The organism is Bradyrhizobium nanningense, from assembly GCF_004114535.1.
Classification (GTDB): Bacteria; Pseudomonadota; Alphaproteobacteria; order Rhizobiales; family Xanthobacteraceae; genus Bradyrhizobium; species Bradyrhizobium nanningense.
This window is the reverse complement of sequence record NZ_LBJC01000005.1, coordinates 377019-402843: the sequence shown is the minus strand read 5'-3', so window position 1 is coordinate 402843 and position 25825 is coordinate 377019. Positions and strand designations below refer to the sequence as shown.

Below are 25825 nucleotides of genomic sequence, written 5' to 3'. Positions count from 1 at the left end.
CCCGTTAGACTGTCAGCACGTGTACCAGACAGGGGGGCTTCTTGCCCCAATGTTCGTTGATGACGGCCCGGACGGCGCGTCGCACCGACTCGGCGAGAGCGTCCGGATCGCGGCGGCGCGCCTTCGGCAGTCCCTCGATCGTCGACATCACGGCATCGAAGACGATGTCGTCGAAGGGCTCGCCTGCCCTGTTCTTGTCGGGGATGCCGACCAGGTCGACCTCGGGATCGTCGGCGAGTTCCCCCTGCGCGGTCATGGCAATGGCGACAAAGGCGCAGCCGGAGAAGGCCATGCGCCGCCGCTCGACCACGGCGCGGGACTTGGAATCCTCCAGGATCGTGCCGTCCTTGTAGAGACGGCCCGAGGGCACCTCGCCGACGATGCCGGGATCGCCGGGGCCCAGCTTGACGAGATCGCCGTTGCGGCAGACCAGCACGCGCGGCACGCCGGCAGCGCGCGCCAGCTTGGCATGCTCGTGCAGATGCAGCGCCTCGCCATGGACGGGGATCAGGAGCTGCGGCCTGGTCCAGGCGATCAGGTCGCGCAATTCGTCGCGGCGCGGATGGCCGGAGACGTGAACCAGCGCGTCGCGGTCGGTGATGATCTCCACGCCCTGGAGCACCAGGTTGTTGATGATCGAGCCGACGGCCTTCTCGTTGCCGGGAATGGTGCGCGAGGAGAAGATCACGCTGTCGCCGCGGTTGAGCGTGATCTCAGGGTGGTCGTCATTGGCGACGCGCGCCAGTGCGGCGCGCGGCTCGCCCTGGCTGCCGGTGCACAGCGCCAGCACCTTGTCCTGCGGCAGATGGCCGTAGACCTCGGGCGAGCGGAAACTCTGCACGCCGTCGAGATAGCCGGTCTCGCGCGCGACCTGCACCACGCGCTCCATGGCGCGGCCGACCACGACGACCTCGCGGTCGGCGGCTTTCGCGGCGGCGGCCACCGCCTTGATGCGCGCGACATTGGAGGCGAAGGTCGTCACCGCGACGCGGCCCTTGGCTGATTTCACGAGGTCGATGATGGTGCGGGCGACCTCGGCTTCCGAGGGCGAGCGGCCGTCGCGTACCGCGTTGGTGGAATCGCCGATCAAGGCCAGCAGGCCCTCCTCGCCGAGCTCGCGCAGCCGCTTCTCGTCGGTCGGGCGCCCCAGGGTCGGCGTCGGGTCGATCTTCCAGTCGCCGGTGTGCAGCACCGTGCCGGCCGAGGTGTGGATCGCCAGCGCGTGCGCCTCGGGAATCGAATGCGCGACGGGGATGAACTCGACATTGAACGGGCCGACGTCGATGCGGCCGCCAGACGGCACCACTGTCACCGGGATCTTCGGCGCGTTGCGCTCGGCGGCACATTTGGCCTCGAACAAAGCGGCGCTGAACTGCGTCGCATAGATCGGGCATTTCAGCTTCGGCCAGAGATCGATGATGGCGCCGAAATGATCCTCGTGGGCGTGGGTCAGCACCAGGCCCATCAGGTTCTTGCGTTCCTTCTCCAGGAAGGAGATGTCCGGCATGATCAGGTCGATGCCCGGCAGATGCTCCTCGTCGCCGAAGGAGACTCCGAGATCAACCGCGAGCCAGGCGCGCTGCTGGCGGTTGCCGAGGCCGTAGATCGACAGGTTCATGCCGATCTCGCCGACGCCGCCGAGCGGCGCAAATACCAGTTCCTCGGGCTTCGCCATCATGCAGCTCCCACCGAGCGGACCGGTCCGAAGAACACCTCGCCTGCGGCCACCGGCACGCGGCGGCCCTCCGGGTTGCGGACGATCAGGCAGCCGGTGTCGTCGATGGTGTCAAAAATGCCTTCCAGCGTCATCGTCCCCGTATGGATTGCGACCTTCTCGCCGAGGCCGGCGGCGCGCTCCAGCCAGAGCTTTCGGATCTCGGCAAAGCCGCGGCCGTTGTCCCAGATCCCGCGGAACTCCACCCAGGCGTCGGATAGGGCCGCAAACAGCTCCTCGGCACTGATCTGGACGCCAAGCGCGGCCAGCGACACCGCTGGCGTCGGAGTGCCCTCGGGCGCCGCGACGACATTGGTACCGATGCCGACGACGATGGCGAGACGGTCGTCGACGGCTTCCGCCTCCAGGCCGATGCCGACCAGCTTCTTGCCGTTCGCCAGCACGTCATTCGGCCATTTCAACGCGTAGCGAGGACGGCCCTCGCCGAGCCGCATGGCGGCCTCCAGGCTGACCTTCTCCAGGGCGGCCTCCTCGGCTAGCCCGGCGGCAAATCCGATGGTGGCGGCAACCGCAGGCGCCACGTCCAGGACTTCGAGGACGCTGGCGGCGAGATTGCCGCGCGGCGCGATCCAGGCGCGCTGGCGGCGGCCGCGGCCGGCGGTCTGCTCGGATGTGACGAACCACATCGGGCCGCGTTCCCCGGCCCTGGCGCGCTTGATCGCCTCGGTATTGGTCGAGCCGGTCCGCTCGAAAGCTGCGAGCTTGTAGCCCGCCGACGATGCGCGAGGACCGAGCGCGAAAGCCATCCTAAAACAGCGACTTTGCGGCGGCGGAGGCGACGCTCACCACGGGACCTGCGAACAGCGCGAACAGGATGTTGAACAGGCCCGCGACCGCCAGCACCGTCTTCACCTCGACGCGCACTGGATCGACCTGACCGGCCGGCTCGTCGAAATACATCGTCTTGACGATGGCGAGGTAGTAGTAGGCGCCGACCACGCTGGTCAGCACACCGATGACGGCGAGCGTGAACAGGTTCGCCTTGATCGCGGCGACGAAGACGTACCATTTGGCGAAGAAGCCGGCGAGCGGCGGGACGCCGGCGAGCGAGAACAGCAGCATCGCGAACATGAAGGCGAGCAGCGGATTGGTCCGCGACAGGCCGGCGAAATCGCTGATCTGCTCGACGGCCTGGCCGTTGCGGCGCATGGCGAGGATGATCGAGAACGAGCCCAGCGTCATCGCGACATAGATCACGATGTACATCAAGACGCCCTGCGCGCCCTCGACGGTGCCGGAGGCAAGACCGACCAGCGCGAAGCCCATATGGCCGATCGAGGAGTACGCCATCAGGCGCTTGATGTTGCTCTGGCCGATCGCCGCGAATGCGCCGAGCGCCATCGAGGCGATCGCCACGAACACCAGGATCTGCTGCCACTGCGAGACGATGCCCGGGAATGCCGTCAGCGTGACGCGGGTGAAGACGGCGAGCGCTGCCACCTTCGGCGCCGAGGCGAAGAAGGCGGTGACCGGGGTCGGGGCACCTTCATACACGTCCGGCGTCCACATGTGGAACGGCACCACCGAGATCTTGAAGCAGAGGCCGGCGAGCAGGAAGACCAAGCCGAACACGAGGCCGATATTCGAGACCGTTACGGCCGAGGCGATGCCGGTGAAGCTGACCGTGCCGGTGAAGCCGTAGATCAGCGAGGCGCCGTAGAGCAGCATGCCCGAGGACAGCGCGCCGAGCACGAAGTACTTCAGTCCGGCTTCGGTCGACTTGGCGTTGTCACGGTTCGAGGCCGCGACGACATAGAGCGCGAGCGACATCAGTTCGAGGCCGAGATAGAGCGAGATCAAGTCGCCGGCCGAGATCAACACCATCATGCCGAGCGTCGAGAGCAGCACCAGGATGGCATATTCGAAGATGCGGCGCGACGGGTCGGACAGGAACTCGGTCGACAGGATCAGCGTCACCGCCGAGCCGATCAGGGCCAGGATCTTCATGAAGCGGGCAAAATCGTCGACGATGAAGCTGCCGCCGAAGGTCACCTGCTTGCCCGCGGGCAGCATATATTCGAGCACGCCGACCACGACCAGGAGCACCACCGCCAGCGAGGTGACCGCACCGGTCGTCCCCTGCCCGCGATAGGCTCCCAACATCAGCAGAGCCATGGCGCCGATCGCGAGCACGATCTCGGGCAGCACCGGCGCCAGTTGATAACCTGCAGTCTCAAAGCTCATGGCGATATCCTGACCTGCCCGATCAATGGAGCAGTGCGGCGGCCTTCACGGCCGTCACAGCGGTGTTGTAATTGTTGACGAGTTGCTGGACCGAGGCGGCCGACATGTCGAGCACCGGCTTCGGATAGACGCCGAACAGGATCGTCAGCGCGATCATTGGGAACAGAATCACACACTCCCGCAAGGTGAGATCCTTCATGCTCGCCAGCGACGGCTTGACCAGCGCGCCGAACACGACCTTGCGGTAGAGCCACAGCGCATAGGCCGCCGACAGGATCACGCCGAAGCTGGCGAAGAACGCCGTCGGGATCGAGACCTTGAAGGTGCCGATCAGCGTCATGAACTCGCCGACGAAGCCGCTGGTGCCGGGCAGACCGACATTGGCCATGGTGAAGACCATGAAGGTCATCGCGTAGAGCGGCATCCGGTTGACGAGGCCGCCATAGGCCGCGATCTCGCGGGTGTGCAGGCGGTCGTAGACGATGCCGACGCAGAGGAACAGCGCGCCGGAGACGATGCCGTGCGAGATCATCTGGAACACGCCGCCGGCGACGCCCTGCATGGTGCCGGCGAAGATGCCCATGGTGACGAAGCCCATGTGAGCGACCGAGGAGTACGCGATCAGCTTCTTCATGTCATCTTGCATCAGCGCCACCAGCGAGGTGTAGATGATGGCAATGGCGGAGAGCGTGAAGATCAGCGGCGCGAAGTCATGCGAGGCCAATGGGAACATCGGCAGCGAGAAGCGCAGGAAGCCGTAGCCGCCCATCTTCAGAAGGATCGCGGCCAGGACCACCGAGCCCGCCGTCGGCGCCTCGACGTGGGCGTCGGGGAGCCAGGTGTGCACTGGCCACATCGGCATCTTCACCGCGAAGGAGGCGAAGAAAGCGAGCCAGGCCCAGGTCTGCAACGACCGCGGCACGGCAGTGTGCATCAGGGTCGGAATGTCCGTGGTGCCGCCGTTCCAGTACAACGCCATGATGGCGAGCAGCATCAGCACCGAGCCGAGCAGCGTGTAGAGGAAGAACTTGAACGACGCATAGACCCTGCGCGGTCCGCCCCAGACGCCGATGATCAGGAACATCGGGATCAGGCCGCCTTCGAAGAACAGATAGAACAGCACGAGATCGAGCGCCGAGAAGGTGCCGATCATCAGCGTTTCCAGGATCAGGAACGCCATCATGTATTCGCGGACGCGGCTGGTGATCGCCTTCCAGCTTGCGATAATGCAGAACGGCATTACGGCGGTGGTCAGGATCACGAGCGGCAGCGAGATGCCGTCGACGCCCATGTGGTAGGTGATGCCGGTCGCGAGCCAGTTCGCCTTCTCGACGAACTGGAAGTCGGGATTGGCAGGGTCGAAACGCATGACCAGGATCACCGACACCGCGAAGGTGATCAGCGTGGTCCAGAGCGCGATCCAGCGCGAGTTGCGCTTGGCCGCCTCGTCATCGCCGCGGCTGAGATAGACGATCAGCGCGCCGACGACCGGCAGGAACGTCGTAACCGAAAGGATGGGCCAGGTTGTCATTTACTGGCCTCCAAAGCCGAACATGAACCAGGTGATCAGGCCGGCGACACCGATCAGCATGGCGAACGCGTAGTGGTAGAGATAGCCGGTTTGGATCTTCACGACGTTGCGGGTGACGTCCAGCACGCGAGCCGAGACGCCGTCGGGGCCGAAGCCGTCGATGATGAAGCCGTCGCCCTTCTTCCAGAGCTGGTAGCCGATCCACTTCGCCGGACGGACGAAGATGAGGTCGTAGAGCTCGTCGAAGTACCATTTGTTGAGCAGGAACTGGTACAGCATCGGCTGCTCTTTTGCGAGCTGCACGGGGATGTAAGGCCGGCGGATATAGAACAGGTACGAGACGAGGAAGCCCAGCACCATCATCACCGTCGGCAGGAAGGCGATGGTCTCGGGGATGTGGTGCATCTCCTCGATGATGTGCGGGTTCATCTTCACGGACTCGCGGAAGAACTCTTCGACGCCGTGGCCGGCGAACAGCTCCTTGAACGGGAAGCCGGCAACGATGGACCCGACCGCGAGCACGCCGATCGGGATCAGGATCCAGAGCGGAGCCTCATGCGCGGCCTCGTAATGATGCTCGTCATGCGGCTCGCCATGGAAGGTCTTGAAGATCAGGCGCCAGGAGTAGAACGAGGTCAGGCCGGCGGCGATGACCGTCATCAGGAAGCCGTACATCGCAAATGGAATATGCGAGGCATAGGCGGACTCGATGATCGCGTCCTTGGAGAAGTAGCCGGCGGTGAGCGGGAAGCCGGTCAGCGCCAGCGTGCCGACCACCATCACCGCATAGGTGTAGGGGATCTTCCTCCAGAGGCCGCCCATGTTGCGGACGTCCTGCTCGTGGTGCATCGCGTAGATCACCGAGCCGGAGCCCAGGAACAGCAGCGCCTTGAAGAAGGCGTGCGTGAACAGATGGAACATGCCGACGGAATAGGCCCCTGCTCCCATCGCCACGAACATGTAGCCGAGCTGCGAACAGGTCGAATACGCGACGATGCGCTTGATGTCGTTCTGGACGAGGCCGATGGTCGCCGCGAAGAACGCCGTGGTCGCGCCGAAGAACATCACGACGGCCTGAGCGGTCGGGGCAAGCTCGAACAGCGGCGACAGGCGCGCCACCATGAAGACGCCGGCGGTGACCATGGTCGCGGCGTGGATCAGCGCCGACACAGGCGTCGGGCCTTCCATCGCGTCCGGCAACCAGGTGTGCAGCAGGAACTGCGCCGACTTGCCCATGGCGCCCATGAACAGCAGGAGGCAGGTCAGGGTCAGCGCGTCAACGTGCCAGCCGAGGAAGTTGATGGTCTTGCCGGTGAGGCCGGGCGCGGCATGGAAGATCGTCTCGAAATCGGTCGAGCCGACCAGCATGAAGATCGCGAAGATGCCGAGCGCAAAACCAAAGTCGCCGACGCGGTTGACCACGAAAGCCTTGATCGCCGCCGCATTCGCCGAGGGCTTCTGGTACCAAAAGCCGATCAAGAGATAGCTCGCCAGACCCACGCCTTCCCAGCCGAAGAACAGCTGCACCAGGTTGTCCGCCGTCACCAGCATCAGCATGGCGAAGGTGAACAGCGAGAGATAACCGAAGAAACGCGGCCGGTTCGGATCCTCGTCCATGTAGCCGATGGAATAGAGGTGCACGAGCGAGGACACGGTCGTCACCACCACCAGCATCACGGCGGTGAGCGTGTCGACCCGGAGCGTCCACCAGACCTGGAGGTCGCCGGAGAAGATCCAGGGCAAGAGCTGAATGCGGGCGTCATGGTGCATGAAGCCGACATCGACCAGCGTCATCCAGGACAGCGCGGCCGAGACGAACAGCAGCCCCGTCGTGATCAGCTCGGCACCGCGCGAGCCCGCCGCCGGCGGCTCGGCCGGACCATGGCCATCATGCCCGTCGCCGGGCTCGTGGTGGCTCTCGTGGATGACCGAGGCGTCCTCGTTGATCGTATCGGACGCATGGGCGTGCGCGCCATGGCCGTGGTCGCCGTGGTGCTCGACCGTATCGCCCGAGGGGTTGCGGGCATGCGCGCCGAACAGCGCGATCAGGCCGGCCAGAATGGCGCCCAGCAGAGGCAGGAAAACGATTGCCTGAACCATTTGAGAGCTCAGCCCTTCATCAGATTGACGTCCTCAACCGCGATCGAGCCGCGGTTGCGGAAATAGACCACCAGGATGGCAAGACCGATCGCGGCTTCGGCCGCCGCGACGGTGAGCACCAGCAGCGCGAAGACCTGGCCGACGATATCGCCGAGGAAGGTCGAGAATGCCACGAGGTTGATGTTGACCGAGAGCAGGATCAGCTCGATCGACATCAGGATGACGATGATGTTCTTGCGGTTCAGGAAGATGCCGAGGATCCCGAGTGTGAACAGGATCGCGCCGACCGCCAGATAATGTCCGAGCCCGATCGTCATTTCACCCACTCCGCCGCGTCGGCATCCGAGAGGCCCTGCCCCGGCGCCACCTTGCGCATCGCCATCGCCATGTCGGGCGTGCGCGCGTTCTGAACGTTGATGTCCTGCCGCTTCACGCTCGCCTTGTGGCGCAGCGTCAGCACGATGGCGCCGATCATGGCGACCAGCAGCACCATGCCCGCGAGCTGGAAGTAGTGGATGTACTTCGTATAGAGCACGAGGCCGAGCGCCTCGGTGTTCGAGACGTTGGTCGGGATCGCCGCCGTGATCGTCTTGGAGACGCCGGGATTGATCACCCAGAAGCCGACGGTGAGCAGCAGCTCGAACAGGAAAATGCCGCCGATCACGAGGCCGACCGGCAGATATTCGATGAAGCCCTCGCGCAGCTCGAGGAAGTCGACGTCGAGCATCATGATCACGAACAGGAACAGCACCGCGACCGCGCCGACATAGACGACGATCAGCATCATGCCGAGGAACTCGGCGCCCATCAGCACGAACAGGCCGGAGGCGTTGACGAAGGCCAGGATCAGGTACAGCACGGAGTGCACGGGATTGCGCGAGACAATCACCATCACGGCCGAGGCGACGCAGATGCCGGCGAACAGATAGAAGAACAGCGCGGGAAGGATCATGCCCTCACCTCACCGGTACGGCGCGTCGAGCTCGATCGCTTTCGCGATCTCGCGTTCCCAGCGGTCGCCATTGGCGAGCAGCTTGGCCTTGTCATAGAACAGTTCCTCGCGGGTCTCGGTCGCGAACTCGAAGTTCGGACCTTCGACGATGGCGTCGACCGGACAGGCCTCCTGGCAGAGGCCGCAATAGATGCACTTCACCATGTCGATGTCGTAGCGCACGGTGCGGCGGGTACCGTCGTTGCGGCGCGGGCCGGCCTCGATGGTGATGGCCTGCGCCGGGCAGATCGCCTCGCACAGCTTGCAGGCGATGCAGCGCTCTTCGCCGTTCGGATAGCGGCGCAGCGCGTGCTCGCCGCGGAAGCGCGGCGAGATCGGGCCCTTCTCGAACGGATAGTTCAGCGTCGGTTTCGGCTGGAAGAAATAGCGCATGGCGAGGAAGAACGCCGAGACGAATTCCGACAGCAGAAGCGAGCGTGCAGTGGCGTTGACGTTGATACCCATGACGGCCCTCACTTCGGCGCGATGCCGGCGAAATGCAGCACACCAGCCACCACGACCACCATCGCCAGCGACAGCGGCAGGAACACCTTCCAGCCCAGGCGCATCAGTTGGTCGTAGCGGTAGCGCGGCACGATCGCCTTTGCCATCGCGAACAGGAAGAACATGAAGAACAGTTTCAGCGAGAACCAGATGATGCCAGGCACCCAGTTGAAGGGCGGCAGGTCGACCGGCGGCAGCCAGCCCCCGAGGAACAGGATCGTGGCCATCGCGCACATCGTGACGATCGCGACATACTCGCCGAGCATGAACAGCAGGTACGGGGTCGAGCCGTATTCGACCATGAAGCCCGCGACGAGCTCGGATTCCGCTTCGACGAGGTCGAACGGCGGGCGGTTGGTCTCTGCCAGCGCCGAGACGTAGAACACCACGAACATCGGGAACAGCGGCCAGACGTACCAGTTCAGGATGGTGAGCTGCGGCAGCCCGATCAGGCTGGCGAGACCGCGCGCATGCTGGGCCTCGACCACGGCCGAGAGGTTCAGCGTGCCGGCGCAGAGCAGGACCGTGATGATGACGAAGCCGATCGAGACTTCATAAGACACCATCTGCGCCGCCGAGCGCAGCGCGGCGAGGAACGGGTATTTCGAGTTCGACGACCAGCCGGCCATGATGATGCCGTAGATCGACAGCGACGAGATCGCGAAGATGAAGAGGATGCCGACATTGATGTCGGAGATCACCCAGCCGAGATTGGTCGGGATCACCGCCCAGGCCGCGAGCGCGAGCACACAGGACACCAGCGGCGCCAGCAGGAAGACGCCCTTGTTGGCGCCGGCCGGAATGATCGGCTCCTTCAGCACGAACTTCAGAAGGTCGGCGAAGGACTGGAACAGGCCCCAGGGGCCGACCACGTTCGGGCCGCGCCGGATTTGCACTGCCGCCCAGATCTTGCGGTCGGCAAGCAGGATGTAGGCGATCGCCACCAGGAGGACGACGAGCACCAAGACGCTCTCCGCGATCATGATGATCAGCGGCCAGAGGAAACCGGTCCAGAATGCGCTTTCGAAGAATTCCATCAGATCACGCTCACTCCGCTGCGGTCAGCATGTGCCCGGAGGCGAGGCGCGAGCATTCCGCCATCACGGCGGACGCACGCGCGATTGGGTTGGTCAGGTAGAAGTCCTCGACCAGCGGCTTGAACGGCGCCTTTTCCGGCGAGCCGCCCTTCCCCGCCAGCTTCTTGATCTGGTCGGCAGAGCCGGCCTCGATCTGGTCGAGACGGATCAGATGCGGCACGGCCTTGAAGATCGCCTGGCGCAGCTGCGCCAGCGAGTCGTAGCCGAGCTTCTTGCCGAGCGCCTCCGACAGCGCGCGGACGATCGCCCAGTCCTCGCGGGCTTCGCCCGGCGGGAACGCGGCGCGGCCCGTCATCTGCACGCGGCCTTCGGTGTTGACGTAGATCGCGGACTTCTCGGTATAGGCCGCCGCCGGCAGGATCACGTCGGCGCGATGCGCGCCACGGTCTCCATGGGTGCCGATATAGACGACGAAGGTGCCATCCGGCGCGTTGATCTCGTCGGCCCCCAGCAGGAACAGCAGGTCGAGCGTACCGAACGTCGTCATCTGCGCGCCGTTCAGTCCCCCGCCCGTTGCGGAGAAGCCGATATCGAGCGCACCGACCCGCGAGGCCGTCTCGTGCAGCACGCCGAAGCCGGTCCAGCCGTCCTTGACTGCGCCGACGTCGAGCGCGAGCTTGGCGCTCGCTGCGAGGATGGCCGCGCCGTCGTGGCGCGAGGCTGCGCCCGCGCCGACCAGGATGATCGGATTCTTGGCGTTCTTCAGCACGTCCATGAAGGAGTGCTTGCCGGCCGCGAGCTCACTGAGCGTCTCGGTGCCCGCGCCGAGGTGATCGTAATCGTAGGTCAGATCGGCCTTGGCCCCGATCACGCCGATCTTGAAGCCACCGGCGCGCCAGCGCTTGCGGATGCGGGCGTTGAACACGGCCGCCTCCTTGCGCGGATTGGCGCCGATGATGAGCAGCGCATCGGCCTGCTCGACGCCCGCCAGCGTCGGGTTGAAGATGTAGGAGCCGCGGCCAAGCGCGGGGTCGAAGGCGTCGCCGCCCTGCACCGCCAGATTGCCGGAGCCGAACTTGGCGAGCAGATCCTTCAGCGCGAACATTTCCTCGACACCGGCGAGATCGCCGGCGATCGCGCCGATGCGCTTGCCGTCGGTGCGGGCCGCCTTCGAGGCGATCGCGGCAAAGGCCTCCTGCCAGCTCGCAGCGCGCAGCTTGCCGGCTTCGCGGATATAGGGCCGGTCGAGCCGCTGGGTACGCAGGCCGTCGACGACGTGGCGGGTCTTGTCGGAGATCCACTCCTCGTTCACGGCTTCGTTGATGCGCGGCAGGATGCGCATCACCTCGCGGCCGCGGGTGTCGACGCGGATCGCCGAGCCCACGCCATCCATCACGTCGATCGACTGGGTCTTGCCGAGCTCCCACGGACGCGCCGCGAAGGCATAGGGCTTCGAGGTCAGGGCGCCGACCGGGCAGATGTCGACGAGATTGCCCTGCAATTCCGAGGTCAGCGCGTGCTCGAGATAGGTCGTGATCTCCATGTCCTCGCCGCGCCCCGTCGCGCCCATTTCAGGGGCGCCGGCGACTTCTGCCGAGAAGCGGACGCAGCGCGTGCACTGGATGCAGCGGTTCATCGAGGTCTTGACCAGCGCACCGAGATATTTGTCCTCGACGGCGCGCTTGTTCTCGGCGAAGCGGCTGGTATCGACACCATAGCCCATCGCCTGGTCCTGCAGATCGCACTCGCCGCCCTGGTCGCAGATCGGGCAGTCCAGCGGATGGTTGATCAGAAGGAATTCCATCACGCCTTCGCGCGCCTTCTTCACCATCGGCGAACGCGTCGAGATTTCCGGCGGCTCGCCCTTGGGGCCCGGACGGCAGTCGCGCACGCTCCAGGCGCAGCTTGCGACCGGCTTCGGACCGCCCTTCACTTCGACGAGGCACATCCGGCAATTGCCGGCGATCGACAGCCGCTCGTGATAACAGAAGCGCGGAATCTCGGCGCCGGCCGCCTCGCACGCCTGAAGCAGCGTGTACTCGGCGGGCACATCGATCTCTTTGCCGTCGATGATGAGCTTGGTCATGTCTCTTACTCCGCCGCGACCATGTTCACGGGATCGCGGACGCCGATATCGTCAATGTCAGCCCTATGCGAATATTGGTCGATGCGCGCTTCGATCTCGTGACGGAAATGCGCGATCAGACCCTGGATCGGCCATGCCGCCGCGTCGCCGAGCGCGCAGATGGTGTGGCCTTCGACCTGCTTGGTCACCTCGAGCAGCATGTCGATCTCGCGCTTGTGGGCGCGGCCCTCGGCCATGCGGGTCAAGACGCGCCACATCCACCCGGTGCCCTCGCGGCACGGCGTGCACTGGCCGCAGCTCTCGTGCTTGTAGAAATAGGAGATGCGGGCAATCGCACGGATCAGGTCGGTGGACTTGTCCATCACGATCACGGCCGCGGTGCCGAGGCCCGAGCGCAGCTTGCTCAAGGAGTCGAAGTCCATCGGCGTGTCGATGATCTGCTCGGCCGGCACCATGCGCACCGACGAGCCGCCGGGGATCACGGCCTTGAGGTTGTTCCAGCCGCCGCGGATACCGCCGCAATGCTTGTCGATCAGCTCACGGAACGGAATGCCCATGGCTTCTTCGACGTTGCAGGGCCGCTCGACATGGCCGGAGATGCAGAACAACTTGGTGCCGACATTGTTCGGCCGGCCGATGCCGGCGAACCAGGCCGCGCCGCGGCGCAGGATGTCGGGCGCCACCGCAATGGACTCGACGTTGTTGACGGTGGTCGGGCAGCCGAACAGGCCGACATTGGCCGGGAACGGCGGCTTCAGCCGCGGCTGGCCCTTCTTGCCTTCGAGACTTTCGAGCAGCGCGGTTTCCTCGCCGCAGATATAGGCGCCGGCGCCGTGCGCGACGTAGATGTCGAACGGCCAGCCGTTGACGTTGTCCTTGCCGACCAGCTTGGCCTCATAGGCCTGGTCGATCGCGGCCTGGAGATGCTCGCGCTCGCGGATGAACTCGCCACGGACGTAGATGTAGCAGGCGTGCGCGTTCATCGCGCAGCTCGCGATCAGGCAGCCCTCGATCAGGAGATGCGGATCGTGCCGCATGATCTCGCGATCCTTGCAGGTGCCGGGCTCGGATTCGTCGGCGTTGACGACGAGATAGCTCGGCCGGCCGTCGGTCGATTCCTTCGGCATGAAGGACCATTTCAGGCCGGTCGGGAAGCCGGCGCCGCCGCGGCCGCGCAGGCCCGACGCCTTCATCTCGTTGATGATCCAGTCGCGGCCCTTGTCGATGATGTTCTTGGTGCCATCCCAGGCGCCGCGACGGCGCGCACCCTCGAGCCCCCAATCATGGAGGCCGTAGAGGTTCTTGAAGATGCGGTCCTTGTCCTCGAGCATATCAGTGCTTTCCGATCAACGATTCGACTGCTTGTAGGCAAGTCCGGCGGCGCAGACGGCGAAGGTCAGCGCCCAGAGCAGACTGGATTCCAGCGACGCGTTCAGGCCGAAACGCTGCAGCAGGAAGATGAAAGCAGCCGCGACGCTGGCGTGCATCGCGATGAAGCCCCAGTTCTTCATGGCACCGCTCCCCTGACGAGAGATCACGCATCAGGTGATCTCCTTGAGCGTGGTCGGCCCGGTGATCGGCGCCGAGAACTGGCGGCCGTTCTGCGGACCGGGCTTGGGCGGATTGCCCGAGGCGAAGCCGTCGAGCACCTTGCCGAAGCTCTCCTTGGTCAGGTCCTCATAGGTGTCCTTGCCGATCAGCACCATCGGCGCGTTCACGCAGGCGCCCAGGCACTCCACCTCTTCCCAGCTGAAATTGCCGTCCTTGGACAGCTGGAAGGGCTCGTGATGGATGCGGTGCTCGCAGACGTGGATCAGATCCTCGGCGCCGCGCAACCGGCACGGCGTGGTGCCGCAGACCTGGACGTGGGCCTTCTTGCCGACGGGGGCGAGCTGGAACATCGTGTAGAAGGTCGCAACCTCGAGCACGCGGATATAGGGCATGTCGAGCATGTCGGCGATGACGCGGATCGCGGCTTCCGAGACCCAGCCGTCGTGCTGCTCCTGCGCGCGCCAAAGAATGGCGATGACGGCGGAAGCTTGCCGGCCGGCCGGATATTTCGCGATCTGCTGCTTGGCGAACGCGAGGTTCTCCTCCGTGAACGCGAAGCTCGCGGGCTGGACTTCCTTCGGTGCTAATCGACGAACGGACATCTCTTCAATCTCTCACTGCATGCGGCGCGCGGTTTTGGCATTCAGGGCTTCGATCCTGTCCTGCCAGAATGCGCTTGCGGTGCCGAAAACGTTGTAGCCGACGTGGGTTGAGACCTTGATGCGGTCGAGGATCGACAGCTCGGTCACGGTCTCCATCCGTTTGCTGCGCGGATCGAACACGATCAGCTTCAGCGGGGTCTGTTCGAGGATGAAGCGCGACACCGCATGGGAGCGGTCGCTGCCGTGCTCCTCGCACATGATGACGCTGTCGGCCTGGAGCAGCCGCACGCCGCCCTTGATCGCCTCGATCTCGACGCCCTCGACGTCGAGCTTGATCAGATACTTGCCGGTGGCCGCGATCGTGCCGCCCTCGATCAGATTGTCGAGCGAGATGACCGGCACTTCCTCACCGCCCGCCGAAGGATCGCCGGCGATGCTGAAGGCTTCGTGCTTGGTGCCGGACAGCCGCGCGGTGCCGCGGGCGGCGCCGATCGCGCATTTCATGGTCTCGAAACGATCGCCGTTGACGCGGGCGTTGTTGGCGAGCTTCGGATAGTTCTGCCCCGACGGCTCGATCGCGATCGCCTTGTGCGAGCCGAACGGCTTGCTCGACACCAGCACCGACCAGTAGCCGTAATTGGCGCCGCAATCGAGCAGCGTGTAGTCGACGTCGATGGAGTCGGCGAACAACAGCTCGAGCTCGTCCTCGTAATTGTAGGAACGGTTGAGCAGCTTGCTCCAATAGCCGTCGCCATATGGGAATTCGAACACGGCGTCGGGATTGAGCCTGATCGCGATGTTGCGCTCGGGCAGCGTCTTCCGCAGCAAATTCGCGCAGGCGATGTAGCCCATATGCGAGAAGTGCGAGGAGATCTTTGACCCCGTCACCAGCGCCAAGGCAGCCGTCCGCTCCCACAGGTTGGCCCCTTCCAGGGCGCCCGAGGCACGGTCAAACTGGATTGGCGCCTGCGCCATCACCGATCGACCTCTCCGAACACGATGTCGAGTGAGCCCAGGATCGCCGAGACGTCCGCGAGCAGATGGCCGCGGCAGATGTGGTCCATGGCCTGCAGATGGGCAAAGCCCGGCGCGCGGATCTTGCACTTGTAGGGCTTGTTGGTGCCGTCGGAGATCAGATAGACGCCGAACTCGCCCTTGGGCGCCTCGACCGCGGCGTAGATTTCGCCGGCCGGCACGTGGACGCCCTCGGTGTAGAGCTTGAAGTGGTGGATCAGCGCTTCCATCGAGCGCTTCATCTCGCCACGGCGCGGCGGCGCCACCTTGTTGTCGGCGACGACGACGGGGCCCTTGCCCTCAGGCGCGTTCAGCTTCTGGATGCACTGCTTCATGATGCGCACAGACTGGCGCATCTCTTCCATGCGGATCAGGTAGCGGTCGTAGCAGTCGCCGTTCTTGCCGATCGGAATGTCGAAGTCCATCTCGGCGTAGCACTCATAGGGCTGCGCCTTGCGCAGGTCCCAGGCCGCGCCCGAGCCGCGCACCATCACGCCCGAGAAGCCCCACTCCCAGGCTTCCTTCAGCGGCACCACGCCGATGTCGACGTTGCGCTGCTTGAAGATGCGGTTGGCGGTGAGCAGGCGGTCGAGATCGTCCACGACTTTCAGGAACGGATCGCACCAGGCCTCGATGTCGTCGACCAGCTTCTGCGGCAGATCCTGATGCACGCCGCCGACGCGGAAATAGGCCGCGTGCATACGGCTGCCCGAGGCGCGCTCGTAGAACACCATCAGCTTTTCGCGCTCTTCGAAGCCCCACAGCGGCGGGGTCAGCGCACCGACGTCCATCGCCTGCGTGGTGACGTTGAGCAGGTGCGACAGGATGCGGCCGATCTCGCAATAGAGCACGCGGATCAGCTGGCCGCGGCGCGGCACCTCGATGCCGAGCAGCTTCTCGGCGGCTAGGCAGAAGGCGTGCTCCTGGTTCATCGGCGCGACGTAGTCGAGCCGGTCGAAATACGGGATCGCCTGCAGGTAGGTCTTCTGCTCGATCAGTTTTTCGGTGCCGCGATGAAGCAGGCCGATATGCGGATCGACGCGCGCGACGACCTCACCATCCAATTCGAGCACAAGACGTAGAACGCCATGCGCCGCCGGATGTTGCGGCCCGAAGTTGATGGTAAAATTGCGAAGCTGCTCGGGTTGCTCGTTCATGGTCAGACCTTCGGCCCCGCTTTTTCATCCCCCGGGAGGACCGGATAGTCCGCCCCTTCCCACGGCGACAAAAAGTCGAACTTGCGGAATTCCTGGTTGAGCCGGACCGGCTCGTACACCACCCGCTTCTCCTGGTCGTCGTAGCGGACCTCGACGAAACCGGTGGTCGGGAAATCCTTGCGCAGCGGATGCCCCTCGAACCCGTAATCGGTGAGGATGCGGCGCATGTCGGGATGGCCGACGAAGAACACGCCGTAGAGATCGTAGGCCTCGCGCTCGAACCAGTCGGCGCCGGGGAACAATTCAATCAGCGAGGGCACCTGCGTCGTCTCATCGGCCTGGGCCTTGAGCCGGATCCGCGCGTTCAGCGTCGGTGACAGGAAGTGATAGATCACGTCGAAGCGCTTCTCGCGCGACGGATAGTCGGCGGCCGTGATGTCGGTGAAGTTGACGAAGCGGCAGTTCGGGTCGTCGCGGAGGTACTTGACCACCTCGACGATCTTGCTGGCCTCGACATCAACCGTCAGCTGGTTGAAGGCGACCGAATGACCGGTGGCGGCGCCCGGAAGCGCGCTAACGATCGTCTGCCCCAGGGCGTCGAGCTTGGCGTCGTCCATGACGTAAAACCTTAGCGTTCGATGGTGCCGGTGCGCCGGATCTTCTTCTGCAGCAGCAGCACGCCGTAGAGCAGCGCTTCCGCCGTGGGCGGGCAGCCCGGCACGTAGATGTCGATCGGCACGATGCGGTCGCAGCCGCGCACGACCGAATAGGAATAGTGATAATAGCCGCCGCCATTGGCGCAGGAGCCCATCGAAATGACGTAGCGCGGCTCGGGCATCTGGTCGTAGACCTTGCGCAGCGCGGGCGCCATCTTGTTGGTCAAGGTCCCTGCGACGATCATCACGTCGGACTGGCGCGGCGAGGCACGCGGCGCGAAGCCGAAGCGCTCGACGTCGTAGCGCGGCATCGACACCTGCATCATCTCGACCGCGCAGCAGGCGAGACCGAAGGTCATCCACATCAGGGAGCCGGTGCGCGCCCAGGTGATGAGGTCGTCGGTCGCGGCCACGAAGAAGCCCTTGTCGGACAGCTCGGAATTGACCTCGAGGAAGAACGGATCATTAGCCCCGACCGGCTTGCCGGTCGACGGGTCCAGGATGCCCTTGGGGGCCGGCGCGAGGGCCGGACCCGTGGACGCTGCAGGGTTCAATCCCATTCGAGTGCTCCCTTCTTCCATTCATAGGCGAACCCGACCGTCAGCACGGCGAGGAACACCACCATGGACCAGAAGCCGGTCGCGCCAAGCTTGCCGAACGCCACCGCCCAGGGAAACAGGAACGCCACCTCGAGGTCGAAGATGATGAAGAGGATGGCGACCAGATAGAAGCGGACGTCGAACTTCATGCGCGCGTCGTCGAAGGCGTTGAAACCGCACTCATACGCCGACAGCTTTTCCGGATCCGGCTGCTGGAACGCCACGATGAAGGGCGCGATCAGCAGCACCAGGCCGATCAGGCCCGCTACTCCTATAAAGACGACGAGTGGAAGATAGTTCTGCAGAATGCCGCTCATGGCGAGCCCTTTTTCCCGCAGCCTCGGGACAGCCACGGATTCGTCCGATTTGGAATTGTTCTGAGCCTTAGCGCAGTGCACCAATGGGCGCAAGACACGCTCGTTTCAGGCCCTTTTGCCGCTCCCAGAACGGTGAAAACCCCGGAATCACCCCGCGCTGGTATGGAGCAGATCGGCAAGGCCAGCAAGGGCGGCGGCCGGTTTTGCAGGGGCAACAGTTCGGAGATTACGGCAGCGGGCCAGGGCAGCGCTTTGCCATGCATCGCCCGAGAAAAACGCCGGGTTTTCGGGGGCGGCAGCGCACGCAAACCCGGATAAGGCCGACCTCAGGAACCCCGACTGTCACCCCGGCGACATATTGGCTGGCCGTGTCCGGGAGCAGCGACGCCCAGGGCCAGTCGCTGTCGCGGCCACGAGCCAAGACAAGTTGCAGCAAAGACACCTATCCACAGGCGCAAGTCGTCAGACGAGCCATGAGACGAGCCATGCATCGCGTCGGAACCGGGCCTGCCTCCGGCGAGAACGGCCTCGTCTTGCGATATAGTGCAGTTCGATCGGTCGCGAGTGCGGCGGCGGCGACGTGAAGGGCCGTCGCGCGCACCGCGCCCGGATGAGCTTCAGGCTTGGGGGCATAGCCCGGGAGCTCATCTATCTCGTGATCGAAGATCGGCGACGGTCCAGACAGCGACAGGACGATGGCCGAGATCAGGCCGGCCCGACCGATGTTACCCCTCGCCCATCCCTCACCATTTGTGGGAGACGCTGGCGGTGACGCGCCGGCGGTCGCCGTAGAAGCATGACGTGGCCGAGGCGCAGCTCGCGACGTAGACCTTGTCGGTCAGGTTGATCACGTTCAGCGCGGTACGCCAGTTCTGCCATTCGTAGTGGAGCGCGAGATCGCCGAGCACGACTGAGGGAACCTCAAGGGTGTTTGCCGCATCCGCCCAGGACGAGCCGATGTAGCGCACGCCGCCGCCGAAGCCGAAGCCCTCAAGCGGTCCCTCCTTGAAGGTGTAGTCGGCCCACCCCGACGCCAGAAGCTGGGGCGTGTTGGTCGGCGTCTTGCCGACGAGGGTCGGGTCGAGGTCCTTGCTGGTGAAGAGATGATAGGACGTGAAGGCGCCGATCAGCTTCAGCTCACGCGTGACATTGGCCACCGCTTCCAGCTCGATGCCGCGCGACGTCACCTCGCCGGTCTGGTTCTGCAGCACCGGAACGATGCCCGCTCCTGTGGTCGTCGTCACGTTCTGGCGGACCAGGTCGAAAGCCGAAACGGTGAAATAGCCATCGAACCCCGCCGGCGCGACCTTCACGCCGATTTCGGCCTGCTTGCCGGTCTCAGGCAAGAACAGCTGGTTTTGGGCATTGAGGCCGATGATCGGATTGTAGCTGGTCGAATAGGACACGTAGGGCGCGATGCCGTTGTCGAAATTGTAGATCAGTCCGGCGCGGCCGCTGAACCTGCTGTCGTCGCGGCTGCCGACGGTCGCGCCGGTGTCACGCGCCTCCTGCGTCGTCTCGACCCAGTCGTTGCGGCCGCTCAGCACCAGCGTGAAATTGCCGAGCTTCATCTGGTCCTGCAGATAGGTGCCGGCCTGCTTCTGCGTGATGAGGAAATTCCTGAACGGAGCGCCCGTGATCGGAATATCGCCCAGGCCGTAGACCGGATTCAGGGCGTTGATCGACGGCACGCCGAGGAAATTGAAGGCCTGATAGTCATCGATCTGGTAGCCCTTCAGGTCGATGCCGAACAGCATCGTGTGCTTCACCGGCCCGGTGTTGAAGCGGTATTCCAGCTGGTTGTCGAGATTGGCCTGATTGGCCGTATCCTTCGCATACCAATTGTAGCGGAAGATGTCGCCGGTCGTCGCGTTCGTGTAGCCGCTTCCAACATAGCCGCGATAGCTGATGTCGACATGCGCAAAGCGGGCGTTCTGGCGGAACGTCAGGTCGTCAGTAAGATTGCGCTCGAACTGATAGCCCAGCATCTCCTGCTCGCGCGTGAATTTGTCGACGCTGGGATCGCCGACGAAGAAGCTGGTGGGGATCTTGCCGAATGGCGCGGCGGTCACCGTTCCCTGGTACGGCAGGAAGTTGATGCCGCGGGTATCCTGCTTCGAGGCCGAGGCCAGCACCGTGAAGCTCGTGTCGGCATCCGGCTTCCACGTAAACGACGGCGCGATGAAGTAGTTGTTGTCCGGCGTGAAGTTGACCTGCGTGCCGCCGTTCTGGACCTGGCCGACCACGCGCGCGAACAGCTTGCCGTTGTCGGGGCCGGTCGCGACCGGGCCGCCCATGTCGAAACTGACATAGGCATTGCCGAAATTGTTGACGCCGGCCTCGATGTAGCGGATCGGCTCGGCCGGCGGGATCTTGCTGATCACGTTGACGATGCCGCTCGGGCTTGATCCGCCGTAAAGCACCGCCGACGGACCGCGCAACACCTCGACCCGCTCCATGTTGGGAGTCTGCAGCTTCCAGCTGGCATAGGACGTGTAGAACAGCTGCATGCCGTCGAGGAACAGGCCGATATCCTCGGACTTGAAGCCGCGGATCAGCCACCAATCGTTGCGGGTGTCCGTGCCGAAAGTGCCTGCCCGCACGCCGGCCGTGTAGCGCAGCACCTCATCGAGCTTGTTCGGCTTCTGGTCGCGGATCTGCTCGGCGCCGATGACCGACACCGCCTGCGGCGTCTGCATGATCGGCGTGTCGGTCTTGGTGCCGGACGAGCTGCGGCCAGCGACGTATCCGTTCACCGGACCGCGCGGCGTCTCGACGAAACCGGCATTGCGCAGCGGTTGGGGCTTGGTTCTGTTGGCAGCCTGCACCGATGCACGCGGCGCACGACGTTGAGGAATCGTGGCCGCGCGGCGGCGGGCGTCCGGCGCGGTGACGGTCACCGACGGTAGATTCTGTGCGCCGCTGTGCGCGGAAGATTGAGCAAGCGATGCCTGCGGCATCAAAACCAAAGCGGACGCGGTCGCCAATATTGCCGACCGCAGCATTCCAAGACTGTTCAACGCGCCACCCCAAAGCTGCATGTTCGATGCGTCATGCCGCCTGTCCCCGGACGGCATGCGCCTGAAGCCGACGCTTAGGGGAGCGCGCGAAAATTCCCTAATTGAAAGCTTCTTAGAAGGGGTCTTAGAAGTGATCCAACATTTCCAAGGATTGCTGCGAGATCGGCGCGCAACTCTTCTTCGGATTAACCGACTAGTAGATCAGCTTGCGCAAAGCCCGGGCGCATGGCCTGGCACCGGACGCGACCAACCGGCCCTCGCCTTCCGGCCGCCGAGGGACGAAAACCGGCGGCGAGATGAAACCATTTTGCGGAACCCGCGAAACCATCCGGAAACAGATGGTCCTTAAGACAGGAGCCATAGACGGCGGCAAAGCCCGTCGGGAGGCTCAGATGAACCACTCCATTCACTCTGCTGATCGTGCGACCCACCTGAAGATCGTGGTGGTGGCGCTGGTGGCTGGCATCATGGTGGCCGGCTTCGGCATTGCAGCCCGCACCAATGCCGATTACAGCCAGACCGCCCAATCCACCCACGTGATCAAGGCCGGCAAGCCGGTGGTGGTGACGAGCGCCGGGACCTCGGAGATCCGCTGACACGTCCTTGTCCGGGCTGACCAGAGGCCGCCTCGGAGCGGCCTTTTTCGTTTTCCAGAGCAATGCTTAGCCGAGATGCACCGCGCAAGCGCAACGTCCTTGACTTCACCCAGCCCCACCTTTAAGTCCCCCCTCGTTCCGCGCGCTATCAGCGAACCACGCGGGAGTAGCTCAGTTGGTTAGAGCGCCGGCCTGTCACGCCGGAGGTCGCGGGTTCGAGCCCCGTCTCTCGCGCCATTTTTGGCAATCCCTTCATAGCCTTAGCCCGACATTTTCAACGCCCAGCGCATCTGCGCCAGGCTTTGCCTGCGGACGGCGGGAACTCTCGGCATAGTCAGCCCGCGCCCGAATCGTCTACGCCTTCCAAGGCTTAGAGGGATCCCCACGCGTTTCCGGCTTTTCCGGGGCTTCCCTGTCATTGAGGAGACCCGTCGTGGCTAAGAAGGATTCGGCGAAGAAGGCAGTCGCACCCGCCACCATCACGCTCAAGCACCTCGCCGCCGATATCGCCGAGAGCCAGGACCTGTCGAAAAAGCACGCCGAGGCGGTCCTGACCGACATGGTCGATTTGATCGCCAAGCACCTGAAGAAGGGCGACCGCGTCCGCATCGTCGGGCTCGGCATCCTCCAGGTCCGCAAGCGCGCCGCCCGCACCGGCCGCAATCCCGCCACCGGCGAGCCGATCCATATCAAGGCCAGCAAGAAGGTCACCTTCCGTCCGGTCAAGGAACTGAAAGAGGCGATCTGAGGCAACGTTTCATTAGGCCTGATCTCATCGCGTTGCGGCCGCAACGCGGCCCGCTTTCTGGTATACCGCCTCTCTTCCCCTGACCCGGCGGTTTGACCAGACATGTCCTCCCTCACCTTTTCGCACACCGTGACCGAGCGCTTCCTGCGCTACGTCACCATCGACACCCAGTCCGATCCGGACTCCCCTCGCTCGCCCTCGACCGAGAAACAGAAGGATCTCGGCCGCGTCCTCGCCGCCGAGCTGAAGGCCATGGGCGTCGCGGACGCGCATCTCGACGATCACGGCTATGTCTACGGCACGATCCCGGCGAACACCGACAAGAAGGTGCCGGTGATCTGCTTCTGCTCGCACATGGACACCTCGCCCGACGTGACCGGCAAGGACGTCAAGCCGCAGATCTGGAAGAACTATCGCGGCGGCGACATCACCCTGCCGGGCGACACCAGCCAGGTGATCCGTTTCAACGAGCATCCGGCGCTGAAGAACCAGATCGGAAACGACATCATCACCACCGACGGCACGACGCTATTGGGTGCCGACAACAAGGCCGGCGTTGCCGAGATCATGGACGCCGCGCACTTCTTCATCAACAATCCCGACGTGAAGCACGGCACCATCAAGATCCTGTTCACGCCGGACGAAGAGATCGGCCGCGGCGTCGACAATGTCGACCTGAAGAAGCTGGGCGCCGATTTCGGCTACACCATAGACGGCGAAAGCGCCGGCTGCGTCGAGGACGAGACCTTCTCGGCCGACGGCGCCACCATCACCATCAACGGCGTCAGCGCTCATCCCGGCTATGCCAAGGGCAAAATGGAGCACGCCATCAAGATCGCGGCCGCCATCGTCGAGCGGCTGCCGAGGGAAGGCTGCTCGCCGGAGACGACCTCGGGCAAGCAGGGCTTTCTGCATCCGATCGGCATCGAGGGCGCGCTGGAGCAGGCGACACTCTCCTTCATCGTGCGCGACTTCACCGAGGAAGGCCTGAAGGAGAAGGAGGTCCTGCTCGAGACCATCGTCAAGGACGTGATGAAGGACTATCCGCGCTCGACCTACAAATTCGAGGTGCGGGAGCAGTACCGCAACATGAAGCAGGTGATCGACCGTCACCCGCACGTGCTCGAATACGCCATCGAGGCGATCCGCCGGGCCGGCCTGCGGCCGATGCGCACGGCGATCCGTGGCGGCACCGACGGCTCGCGCCTGTCCTTCATGGGCCTGCCCTGCCCCAACATCTTTGCCGGCGAGCACGCGTTTCATTCGCGGCTCGAATGGGTGAGCCGGCAGGACATGGAGAAAGCCGTGCAGACCATCGTGCATCTCGCGATGATCTGGGAGGAGAAGGCCTGACGCTTCTCGCAAACGCATCGGCCGGGCTTGCGCCCGGCCATCGCCGAGAGACCGAGAGACTACGGCACCGGCATCGCGCGCGGATTGCGATGGAAGCGGTTCGAGCTCGCCATCCAGTTCGGCAATGGCTCACCATCGCGATGCCGCCCGCCGGCCACGGCCGCAGCCCAGGCCACCGCGGCGCCGATCAGGGTCGCGGCTGCGACCGAGAACGCCACAATGATGGAGTTGCGCCGCGCACGGTTGATCGCCGTCTTGGAGTCTGCGATCAGCGCATCGACGCGTCGTTCGGCGTCGGGGGCCTGCAGTCCCGTGAGACCAGCAACCTGTTGTACCAAGTAGGCCCGGTCATCGGTGCTGACGCCGCTATGACTGGACGAGGTCATCAGAATGCGTCCCGCTTCGGCACGCGCTTCCCTCAGGTCGATGTTGGGCGCGCGCCGCGGTGCGCGGAACAGCTTGTCGAGCTCGTAGCTCAACAGAGGCTCGGCTGCGGACATATTGCTTGCCGAGCTGCGCATCGGCGAACGGTCGATCGCGGCAGCGCCGAGCAGCGCCAGCAGAGCCGCGCCGGCCAGCACGGCCAGAGCCCAGGAGGTCAGCCCGTGCAGGCCGTCCCGCCGCTCGCCATCATCCTCGATCGTTGCAAGCGCAGGCGCCGGTCGGGTCGTCCGGCCGGCGATGTAGCCGCCGAAGCCGAAGCTGACGATCGCCTGGATGATCAAGTATAGCCCGGAGAGCAGCGCCAGTGCCGCCGAGGCATCGCGCCAGGTCGGCGAGGCCGAACTGACACCCAGACCGACGGCGACCCCAAAGCCGATCAGGATGAACGACATTGCGCCAGCGGCGAGAGCGCCGGCGAACACCGAGCTCCACTGGATGGTCCGGCGGTCGTCGGCCGCCGTCACGCCGCCCTCCATCACTTCTTCCCGTACGAGCGTTTCCATTGTCGTCCTCTCAGCGCAGGCCGAAGAACGACAGGATCGCCATGATCACGACGATCAAGCCGATCAGGTAAATCAGTCCGTCCATGGTCCCATCCTCCTCAAGATGTTTCTGCTCGCTAATCAGAAGGGAGGAGGAACGTTCCTAAATTCGGCATCCATTGCGGAACGAACCGGCCGGATGCGCGTTAGTTGGTCGAGTCCCAAGGATGAGATTGTGAGCACAAGGGCCTCAGCCGGTCAGCCGCCGGCTGGGGCCTTTCCGCGTTTGCGATGGGCCAATCTCTCCCCTCGCCTGTCTTATGTTAACGACGCCGACCGCGGGATCATCAAAGATGCGATCGGGGCGGAACCTCCAGATCGGGAGAGGCGCGTGGATCGCAGAACGGCGTGCCTGCGTCAGGCGGATGCTTTCCGGGAAAAGGCCCTCGCCGATCCCGAGCATCACGACCAGTGGATCGACGAAGCCATCAAATGGCTGGAGCGGGCGATGGAGGCGAGTTGTCGTGCCATTGCCGTCGAGGCCGACGATGACAGCCACGTTCCGGAGTCGGCCCGAACGGCCATCATTGAAACCACTGCCCCGCATCGACGCGTCATCGTCCGCCAGTGAGTGGCCGGCGCGGACGCACCGCTGCGGCAATTGTTCCAGGGACGTAACAATGTTGCGGGTCGACACTGTTCCCGCCGCCATGCTAGGCCGGGCACCGACCGTAACCAGAGTGACGTCGTGCTCGCGAACCGCCAGCCCTCACGAACTTGCCGTCCGCGCAATTGGCGCGGGCTGCTGTCCGTGCTGATCGCGGTTGTCTATCTGCTCGCGGGCGCGCTGCACGGCTCGCACGATATCGACGTCACCACGCCGAGCGGTGGCTCGGAGATTGCCGCGGTCCTGGACGGACCCGCGGGCCATGGCGACCACAAGGCCATCGGCGGACATCATTGCCATGGCTGCTTCTCGCTGACGGTCACCCAGCCGGCGCCATCGGCCGTGTCGGTTGCGCCGGTGCCGGCAACATGCCCGCACCATGCCCCGCGGCTGGCCGGAATCATCCCCGATACCGACTCTCCCCCTCCCAAACATATTGCCTGAATGGATT

General features: G+C 64.4%; 25 protein-coding genes and 1 tRNA gene. 6 read left to right on the top strand and 20 right to left on the bottom strand.

Annotated features, from left to right (window positions below):
- Positions 1–4: 4 nt before the first annotated feature.
- The 19 genes from XH84_RS03645 to XH84_RS03555 form a co-directional block, all read right to left on the bottom strand.
- Complete coding sequence (locus XH84_RS03645) at positions 5–1675, bottom strand: ribonuclease J (RefSeq protein WP_164936016.1); 1671 nt, start codon at positions 1673–1675, stop codon at positions 5–7.
- Positions 1675–2481 carry a biotin--[acetyl-CoA-carboxylase] ligase gene (locus XH84_RS03640; RefSeq protein ID WP_128917406.1) on the bottom strand — a complete coding sequence of 269 codons (807 nt, stop codon included), beginning with the start codon at positions 2479–2481 and terminating at the stop codon, positions 1675–1677. Before XH84_RS03640 ends, XH84_RS03645 begins: the two co-directional genes overlap by 1 nt.
- A 1-nt stretch (position 2482) precedes the next feature.
- The gene (gene nuoN / locus XH84_RS03635; RefSeq protein ID WP_128917407.1) at positions 2483–3919 is read right to left on the bottom strand and encodes an NADH-quinone oxidoreductase subunit NuoN; all 1437 of its coding nucleotides are present in this window, start codon (positions 3917–3919) and stop codon (positions 2483–2485) included.
- 22 nt (positions 3920–3941) lie between these two features.
- Complete coding sequence (locus XH84_RS03630; protein WP_128917408.1) at positions 3942–5450, bottom strand: NADH-quinone oxidoreductase subunit M; 1509 nt, start codon at positions 5448–5450, stop codon at positions 3942–3944.
- Positions 5451–7550 (bottom strand): NADH-quinone oxidoreductase subunit L, encoded by a 2100-nt coding sequence (gene nuoL, locus XH84_RS03625; RefSeq protein ID WP_128917409.1) that lies wholly within the window; start codon positions 7548–7550, stop codon positions 5451–5453.
- Between the two features lie 8 nt (positions 7551–7558).
- Positions 7559–7867: an NADH-quinone oxidoreductase subunit NuoK gene (gene nuoK, locus XH84_RS03620; protein ID WP_008547737.1), complete on the bottom strand. Its 309-nt coding sequence runs from the start codon at positions 7865–7867 to the stop codon at positions 7559–7561.
- Complete coding sequence (locus XH84_RS03615; protein ID WP_128917410.1) at positions 7864–8502, bottom strand: NADH-quinone oxidoreductase subunit J; 639 nt, start codon at positions 8500–8502, stop codon at positions 7864–7866. The genes nuoK and XH84_RS03615 overlap by 4 nt, the downstream gene beginning before the upstream one ends.
- A 9-nt stretch (positions 8503–8511) precedes the next feature.
- A complete protein-coding gene (nuoI, locus tag XH84_RS03610; RefSeq protein ID WP_014494864.1) occupies positions 8512–9006 on the bottom strand; it encodes an NADH-quinone oxidoreductase subunit NuoI in 495 nt (164 codons plus the stop codon).
- Between the two features lie 8 nt (positions 9007–9014).
- Positions 9015–10082, bottom strand: a complete 1068-nt coding sequence (gene nuoH / locus XH84_RS03605; protein WP_128917411.1) for an NADH-quinone oxidoreductase subunit NuoH — start codon at positions 10080–10082, stop codon at positions 9015–9017.
- Between the two features lie 10 nt (positions 10083–10092).
- Positions 10093–12168 (bottom strand): NADH-quinone oxidoreductase subunit NuoG, encoded by a 2076-nt coding sequence (gene nuoG, locus XH84_RS03600; protein WP_128917412.1) that lies wholly within the window; start codon positions 12166–12168, stop codon positions 10093–10095.
- A gap of 5 nt (positions 12169–12173) precedes the next feature.
- On the bottom strand, positions 12174–13499 hold the full coding sequence (gene nuoF / locus XH84_RS03595) for an NADH-quinone oxidoreductase subunit NuoF (RefSeq protein WP_128917413.1): 1326 nt from the start codon (positions 13497–13499) through the stop codon (positions 12174–12176).
- 15 nt (positions 13500–13514) lie between these two features.
- Positions 13515–13679 (bottom strand): hypothetical protein, encoded by a 165-nt coding sequence (locus tag XH84_RS03590; protein ID WP_128917733.1) that lies wholly within the window; start codon positions 13677–13679, stop codon positions 13515–13517.
- A 30-nt stretch (positions 13680–13709) separates the two neighbouring features.
- Positions 13710–14321 (bottom strand): NADH-quinone oxidoreductase subunit NuoE, encoded by a 612-nt coding sequence (nuoE, locus tag XH84_RS03585; RefSeq protein ID WP_128917414.1) that lies wholly within the window; start codon positions 14319–14321, stop codon positions 13710–13712.
- A gap of 12 nt (positions 14322–14333) precedes the next feature.
- Positions 14334–15296 (bottom strand): FkbM family methyltransferase, encoded by a 963-nt coding sequence (locus XH84_RS03580; protein ID WP_164935977.1) that lies wholly within the window; start codon positions 15294–15296, stop codon positions 14334–14336.
- The gene (locus XH84_RS03575) at positions 15296–16492 is read right to left on the bottom strand and encodes an NADH-quinone oxidoreductase subunit D (protein WP_128917416.1); all 1197 of its coding nucleotides are present in this window, start codon (positions 16490–16492) and stop codon (positions 15296–15298) included. Before XH84_RS03575 ends, XH84_RS03580 begins: the two co-directional genes overlap by 1 nt.
- Positions 16493–16494: 2 nt before the next feature.
- The gene (locus XH84_RS03570) at positions 16495–17109 is read right to left on the bottom strand and encodes an NADH-quinone oxidoreductase subunit C (protein WP_128917417.1); all 615 of its coding nucleotides are present in this window, start codon (positions 17107–17109) and stop codon (positions 16495–16497) included.
- An 11-nt stretch (positions 17110–17120) separates the two neighbouring features.
- The gene (locus tag XH84_RS03565) at positions 17121–17708 is read right to left on the bottom strand and encodes a NuoB/complex I 20 kDa subunit family protein (protein ID WP_164935978.1); all 588 of its coding nucleotides are present in this window, start codon (positions 17706–17708) and stop codon (positions 17121–17123) included.
- On the bottom strand, positions 17699–18064 hold the full coding sequence (locus XH84_RS03560; RefSeq protein WP_008136158.1) for an NADH-quinone oxidoreductase subunit A: 366 nt from the start codon (positions 18062–18064) through the stop codon (positions 17699–17701). Before XH84_RS03560 ends, XH84_RS03565 begins: the two co-directional genes overlap by 10 nt.
- A gap of 743 nt (positions 18065–18807) precedes the next feature.
- A complete protein-coding gene (locus XH84_RS03555; protein ID WP_164935979.1) occupies positions 18808–21069 on the bottom strand; it encodes a TonB-dependent siderophore receptor in 2262 nt (753 codons plus the stop codon).
- A gap of 407 nt (positions 21070–21476) precedes the next feature.
- On the opposite strand from XH84_RS03555, the gene XH84_RS03550 reads away from it, so the two are divergent.
- From XH84_RS03550 to pepT, 4 genes are all read left to right on the top strand, one after another.
- Positions 21477–21680: a hypothetical protein gene (locus XH84_RS03550; RefSeq protein ID WP_063194782.1), complete on the top strand. Its 204-nt coding sequence runs from the start codon at positions 21477–21479 to the stop codon at positions 21678–21680.
- A gap of 160 nt (positions 21681–21840) precedes the next feature.
- Positions 21841–21917 (top strand) — tRNA-Asp (locus XH84_RS03545).
- 196 nt (positions 21918–22113) lie between these two features.
- Positions 22114–22428, top strand: a complete 315-nt coding sequence (locus XH84_RS03540) for an HU family DNA-binding protein (RefSeq protein WP_128917420.1) — start codon at positions 22114–22116, stop codon at positions 22426–22428.
- A 102-nt stretch (positions 22429–22530) separates the two neighbouring features.
- A complete protein-coding gene (gene pepT / locus XH84_RS03535) occupies positions 22531–23781 on the top strand; it encodes a peptidase T (protein ID WP_128917421.1) in 1251 nt (416 codons plus the stop codon).
- A gap of 59 nt (positions 23782–23840) precedes the next feature.
- Here pepT and XH84_RS03530 read toward each other — a convergent pair whose 3' ends face one another.
- Entirely contained in the window at positions 23841–24728 is an 888-nt protein-coding gene (locus XH84_RS03530; RefSeq protein WP_128917422.1) for a hypothetical protein, read from the bottom strand.
- Positions 24729–25098: 370 nt separating this feature from the next.
- Here XH84_RS03530 and XH84_RS03525 point away from each other — a divergent pair, with 370 nt between their 5' ends.
- Positions 25099–25338 (top strand): hypothetical protein, encoded by a 240-nt coding sequence (locus XH84_RS03525; RefSeq protein WP_128917423.1) that lies wholly within the window; start codon positions 25099–25101, stop codon positions 25336–25338.
- 117 nt (positions 25339–25455) lie between these two features.
- Positions 25456–25818: a hypothetical protein gene (locus XH84_RS03520; RefSeq protein ID WP_128917424.1), complete on the top strand. Its 363-nt coding sequence runs from the start codon at positions 25456–25458 to the stop codon at positions 25816–25818.
- The last annotated feature ends 7 nt before the right edge of the window (positions 25819–25825 follow it).